The 5,788-nt window shown below is 41.5% G+C and carries 7 protein-coding genes; all 7 read right to left on the bottom strand.

Features of this window, described 5'->3' with window-relative positions; genetic code table 11:
- On the bottom strand, positions 1-751 hold a 751-nt coding region (locus KGY70_16100; protein MBS3776720.1), incomplete at its 3' end, for a tetratricopeptide repeat protein.
- Positions 752-890: 139 nt separating this feature from the next.
- Entirely contained in the window at positions 891-1,535 is a 645-nt protein-coding gene (locus tag KGY70_16095) for an ATP-binding protein (protein MBS3776719.1), read from the bottom strand.
- A 119-nt stretch (positions 1,536-1,654) separates the two neighbouring features.
- Entirely contained in the window at positions 1,655-2,542 is an 888-nt protein-coding gene (atpG, locus tag KGY70_16090; GenBank protein MBS3776718.1) for an ATP synthase F1 subunit gamma, read from the bottom strand.
- 19 nt (positions 2,543-2,561) lie between these two features.
- Positions 2,562-4,136, bottom strand: coding sequence for a F0F1 ATP synthase subunit alpha (gene atpA, locus KGY70_16085; GenBank protein ID MBS3776717.1), 1,575 nt, complete (start codon positions 4,134-4,136; stop codon positions 2,562-2,564).
- 22 nt (positions 4,137-4,158) lie between these two features.
- The gene (gene atpH / locus KGY70_16080; protein MBS3776716.1) at positions 4,159-4,713 is read right to left on the bottom strand and encodes an ATP synthase F1 subunit delta; all 555 of its coding nucleotides are present in this window, start codon (positions 4,711-4,713) and stop codon (positions 4,159-4,161) included.
- 365 nt (positions 4,714-5,078) lie between these two features.
- Positions 5,079-5,573: a F0F1 ATP synthase subunit B gene (gene atpF, locus KGY70_16075; GenBank protein ID MBS3776715.1), complete on the bottom strand. Its 495-nt coding sequence runs from the start codon at positions 5,571-5,573 to the stop codon at positions 5,079-5,081.
- A gap of 83 nt (positions 5,574-5,656) precedes the next feature.
- Positions 5,657-5,788 (bottom strand): ATP synthase F0 subunit C (gene atpE / locus KGY70_16070; protein ID MBS3776714.1); only part of this gene is annotated, 132 nt, incomplete at its 5' end.

Genomic DNA, 5,788 nt, shown 5'->3' with positions numbered 1-5,788 from the left:
GGGAATGGTTTAATGTAGGACTTCCACCGTATTCAAGAGCCTTCTCCAGGTTGGGGATGGCATTGGCATAATTTTTATCCTTCAGAGAAGTGGCTCCCTGGTTATAAAAATACTTATAAGCAAGCTCTTGTGCGGTATTGACAACTTCATCTTCACCGGCTTTTTTTCCGATATCTGTTGCCTCTTGCACTGCCTTTTCCATAGCATCGGAATCACCAAGCTGCCCGTATGCCTGAGCTTTTCGAATATATGCCATACCGTAATCGGGATCGCCTTCTATGGCTTTATTGAAGAACTCTATGGCCTCTTCGTATTTAGATTCGGAAAGATGATTCTTTCCCTGGGCATAATAAACATCCGGAATGTTATTTTCCGCCTTGTTCAGATAATCCGGAAAGTCATATTGTTTTGCAAACTTTACTGTCTTGTTATAATATTCAAGAGCCTGATCGTATTCATTCTGCGTTAGCAGCTCGTTGCCATAATCCAGATGGGTTTTGGTAAACTTTTGCTGAGCTACGGCCTTAAGTTCATCCGCTTCATCAGCATCCAGTTGTTCGCTAATATCTGCGCATTCTTTAAATGCGGCAATGGCTTCTTCATAATTGTTTGCACGCTTTGCCTGATCACCTTTTTTGATGGCCCGTTTGGCATCGTTAAGGTTCTTTTCCTGTGCATTTACAGGGGTCGCAAAGCCAATCACAAACAACCCCAGTAATAAAAGCGTTAATCGTTTAAAATTTTTATCCATGGCGCAAAAATTTTGGGTTTAGGAGAAACAATTTTTAATTTGATGTAAAAGTATTAATATATATGCAAAAATAAAACCAATGTTAGAACAAATTAATAAATTTTAACAAATATAAACATAAATTACTGTATGTGATGAATTAGCCGCCGAAAGAATTTTCCCTCAACTTGTAAAATGTCCTGTTCTCAGTAAAAACAATGTCAATAAGATTCAATACAACCATATTGATCAATATTCTTTCGGCTTTAAAGGGAGAAATCCTGGCCAGCTTTCTGAATTTGGAGAATGTAATGTAATCATTCTCCGACAAATAATTCAGCAGCAATTTTTCTTCGTGGTTATAACGAACAAAGGTTCCCTTTGATTTTCTTTTCTGATCCCAAACTTTCAGAAGAATTTTATTGGCCAGTAAATTTTGATCTTTAACCCGGATATAGGCCTTCCATTTGCCGTTTTTATCTATTGCATAATAGATATTGTGAAGGCTTTTCGGGATGGTTATTTCCAGAACGGTTTTCCCGTAGATATTCCAGGTTTCCGTAGAAAACTCAATTTCCGGCTGGCAATAAAGGGTAGCTGCGGCTTCCACCATATAATACTCTTCATCTGTGGCGATCCCGGAGATGGTTCCATTGTCTTTCACTCCAACGAGAAGTTTCCCGCCCTTTGTATTTGCAAAAGCCACGAGAGCACGTGCAATTTTCTTTGAATTGCCAATAGAGTGCTTAAAATCAAGAAACTCATTTTCTCCTTCACGGATCAAATCAAAAATATAAGCGCTCATTGGGTAAACCGGAGTTAAAACATTTCTTACAATTCCGGATATATAACGAAAAAATCTGTAATCAGTATATACAAGACATTATCCCTTGACATCCAATATTATACATCAACCGGACCAAATTATTTCTTCAGTGCTTCAGCTCCCGATACTACCTCCAGTATCTCATTGGTAATGGATGCCTGACGTGCTTTATTATAAGTGAGCTGTAAATCATTGATCATTTCCGTAGCATTGTCGGTGGCTTTGTGCATGGCAGTCATTCTGGCTCCGTGTTCTGCGGCTAAGGACTCCAATAACGCCTCATAAAACTGGGTTCTCAATGTTTTTGGAATTAGTCTCCTTATAATAAACTCTTTGCTGGGCTCAAATATATAATTATGATGTGCTTCTGATTCGTCATCATTTTCAGGTTTTAACTCCACAGGCAAAAACTGATCAACCGTTAACAATTGAACCGCAGCATTTTTGAATCTATTATAAACGATCTCTATCTTGTCAAACTCTTTATTGGTAAAAGCCTTCATTACCTGTTTGATAACGGGAAAAGCATTATTAAATGACACATTGTCCAAAATCTCGTTATCGGAATCATAAATCGAATATGTTTTAGAGGTAAAGAATTCGGTTCCCTTTTTTCCTATGGGGAAATAAAAAAGATTGCCGTTTTGATATTGCAGGGAATATTTATTGTGGGCCAACTCCACACCCTTTTTTATGACATTGGAATTGAAAGCTCCGCACAAGCCTTTGTTAGAGGTTATCACCACGAGCAAAACTTTGTCTTCCCTGCCTTTACGAAGGTAATGGCTGGAAATTTCTTCACCTTCCAGGCTTCTGATCAAACTAAAAAGAATTTCACGTAATTTGCTGTCATAAGGTCTGAGATTGATCACAGCATCCTGAGCCCTTTTCAGTTTAGAGGCGGCGACCATTTTCATGGCATTGGTGATTTTCCGGGTCGACCTCACCGAAGCAATTCTTGTCCTGATCTCTTTCAGATTGGCCATATTGTACTGATCATTATGATTAAAAATTCCGGGCTACATCCCCGGCTACCTGCTCAAGGGTCTGAGTAGCTTCATCCGTCAGCTTCCCTGCTTTTAAGGTATCCAATACATCCCGATACTCCACTTCCATTTTTTCAAGGAAAGCTTTCTCGAATTCCCGGACCTTATCCACGGGCACATTCTTTAATAAACCTTTGGTACCGCAATAAATCAGGGCTACTTGTTTTTCTACAGGCACCGGTTGATACTGACTCTGCTTCAGAAGCTCCACGTTTCTTTCCCCTTTATGAAGTACTTCCAGCGTTGCCTGATCCAGCTCAGAGCCGAATTTAGCAAATTCCTGCAATTCTCTGAACTCTGCCTGATCAAGCTTCATGGTACCGGCAACCTTTTTCATGGAGTTAATCTGGGCGCTGCCCCCTACACGGGAGACCGAAATACCCACGTCTATAGCCGGACGTACACCGGCATTGAATAAGTCGGGATTGAGAAAAATCTGACCGTCGGTAATGGAAATCACGTTGGTGGGAATATATGCTGAAATATCTCCTGCCTGGGTTTCCACAATGGGCAATGCGGTCATCGACCCTCCTCCTTTCACCTGATTGGTTATGGATTCGGGGAGATCGTTCATCTGCCCGGCTATATCATCGGATTCTATGATTTTTGCAGCCCTTTCCAAAAGGCGGGAGTGAAGATAAAAAATATCTCCAGGGTAGGCCTCTCTTCCGGGAGGCCTGCGCAGAAGAAGCGATACCTGCCGGTAGGCAACCGCCTGTTTGGACAAATCGTCGTAAACCACCAGCGCAGAACGGCCTGTATCTCTAAAATATTCTCCAATAGCGGCACCGGCAAAAGGTGCATAGAACTGAAGCGCTGCCGGATCGGATGCCGTAGCCGAAACAATAACCGTATAATCCATGGCTCCATGTTTCTCCAACACTTTCTGTACATTGGCAACCGTGGATTTCTTCTGTCCTATTGCCACATATATGCAATATACCGGTTCGCCCCGGTCATAAAATTCCTTCTGGTTGATGATGGTATCTATGGCAATGGCGGATTTCCCGGTCTGCCGGTCACCGATGATCAATTCTCGCTGCCCTCTTCCAATCGGTATCATGGCATCGATGGCCTTGAGTCCTGTCTGGACAGGCTCATTAACAGGCTGCCTGTATATCACTCCAGGCGCCTTGCGTTCCAGGGGCATCTCATAAGTTTCCCCGCTAATGGCTCCTTTCCCGTCAAGGGGTTCACCGAGGGTATTAACAATCCTGCCCAAAAGCCCTTCTCCTACTTCCAGAGAAGCAATACGCCGTGTTCTTTTTACGCGCTCGCCTTCCCTCACCCGCTCCGAGGGACCCAAAAGTACCGCTCCGACATTATCGGCTTCCAGATTTAAGGCAATGCCCTTGATACCGCTGTCAAACTCTATCAACTCGTTGTATTCAACATGCGAAAGCCCATAAATCCTTGCTATTCCATCACCTACCTGAAGTACGGTTCCTACTTCTTCCAGCTGGGAGTAGGTTTGCTCCTGCTCCAATTGTTCCTTTAATACTCTGGATACTTCTCCGGGTTTTATATCCGCCATTTTTTACGATTTTATATATGGATTAAACGATATGACTTTTATGTTTCAGCGTATAACTTACTTTTTCCAGTTGTGTTCTTACACTGGCGTCCAGCAACTGATCTTCAATCTGTATGATGAAACCACCAATAATCTCTTTATTGATCCTTTCGTTGAAGTCAATTTTCCGGGCATTGAAATATTTCTTGATAAAATTTTTGATTGACTCTTTTTCCCTTTCGCCAACCTCAACGGCTGTAGTCAGCGATACCGTCTTGATTCCCTGCCTTTCATTATAGATATCTACAAAATTCCTCAGAATATTCCTTATATATTGATCTCTCTTATTATCAATGATCAGGTATAAAAAACGAAGAGAAACCGGCTGAATTCTGTTCCCAAACAGATTATTCAGAACTTTCTCCTTTTTTGAAGGATAAATAAAAGGATAATGAATGACTTCGTCCAGCTCGGCATTCTCTGCAAACGTCTGTCTGATCAGCCGGACGTCGTCCAACACCTCCTGCAGCAAATTTTTCTCCTCTGCCTCCAGGTAAAGTGCTTTGGCATATCTTAGTGTTATCAGGCTCTGATACATACCCTAAATATTGCGTATTAATTTCTCCAGGTAAACCTCATATAATAAATTACAAATCTCAAATAAAATACAAATTGAGACTGGTCCAAGAAGGCGCTAAGCGGCTTTATTAGCTATAAGCATAAAATATATTTTACTGATAAACAACATGCTACAACAGCCGCTAAGCGCATTGCAGCTCAATATATGGCTTTTTAGACTAGACTCCAAATTCAAATATTCAATGACTAAAACGTTATGTTCTCTATCAACTTTGGATGCAAAATGTTTTGAATTTTATTTTTTGATCATTGGAATTTGTTTGAAATTTGATCATTGTCATTTGTGATTTATTCACATAAAGTGCAATAACTAATTGCTAACCATCAATTTATCGTTATTTCATTAACCAAAGAATTGACATAAGCTCTTTGTCTCTGATCATCAGACAATCTTTCCTTCAAAACTTTTTCGGCTATTTGTAAGGAAAGGCTGGCAATCTGATTTTTAAGATCTTCCTCGGCTTCCTTCTTCCTTTCTTCTATACGCCTATTGGTTTGTTCCAGAATTTTATCGGCCTCTTTGCGGGCATCCGCTTTCGCTTCTTCAATAATCTTGTCCTTTTTCTCCTGGGCTTCCCTCAGCATATTGGCCCGTTCGGTTTTGGCCAGTGCAATGATGCGCTCATTCCCGAATTCAATTTCAGCCAGCTCCTTCTTGGCTTTTCGGGCTACATCCAGCCGGTCATTAATGGTTCTCTCCCGTTCTTTCAAGGCATTCAGAATGGGTCTCCAGGCAAAAGCCCGAAGAATGAACAACACGATTCCAAATGAAACCACCATCCAGAAAAGCAATCCGAAATCAGGTCTTATTAGTTCCATAGTGCTAATATTTTCAGCAATTAAACAACCCATTCGGCTTTACAGCCAGGCAACCCGCCTGGGCTGTAAAGCGTTACGTAAGCCTAACCTACAAAAACAATCAAAAAGCAGACCACAATGGCAAAAAACGCCACCCCTTCAATCAAGGCTGCCGATACGATCATGTTGGAACGGATGTCACCCGCTGCCTCAGGCTGCCGGGCAATGGATTCCAT

It is taken from the genome of Bacteroidales bacterium (genome assembly GCA_018334875.1).
Classification (GTDB): Bacteria; Bacteroidota; Bacteroidia; order Bacteroidales; family UBA12077; genus JAGXLC01.
This window is presented reverse-complemented; position numbering and strand designations above follow the sequence as displayed.

Coding starts and splice junctions, on each gene's coding strand:
- atpG (MBS3776718.1), bottom strand. CDS start 2,542: ATGGCCAATCTGAAAGAGATCAGGACAAGAATTGCTTCGGTGAGGTCG.
- atpA (MBS3776717.1), bottom strand. CDS start 4,136: ATGGCGGATATAAAACCCGGAGAAGTATCCAGAGTATTAAAGGAACAA.
- KGY70_16095 (MBS3776719.1), bottom strand. CDS start 1,535: ATGAGCGCTTATATTTTTGATTTGATCCGTGAAGGAGAAAATGAGTTT.
- atpH (MBS3776716.1), bottom strand. CDS start 4,713: ATGTATCAGAGCCTGATAACACTAAGATATGCCAAAGCACTTTACCTG.
- atpF (MBS3776715.1), bottom strand. CDS start 5,573: ATGGAACTAATAAGACCTGATTTCGGATTGCTTTTCTGGATGGTGGTT.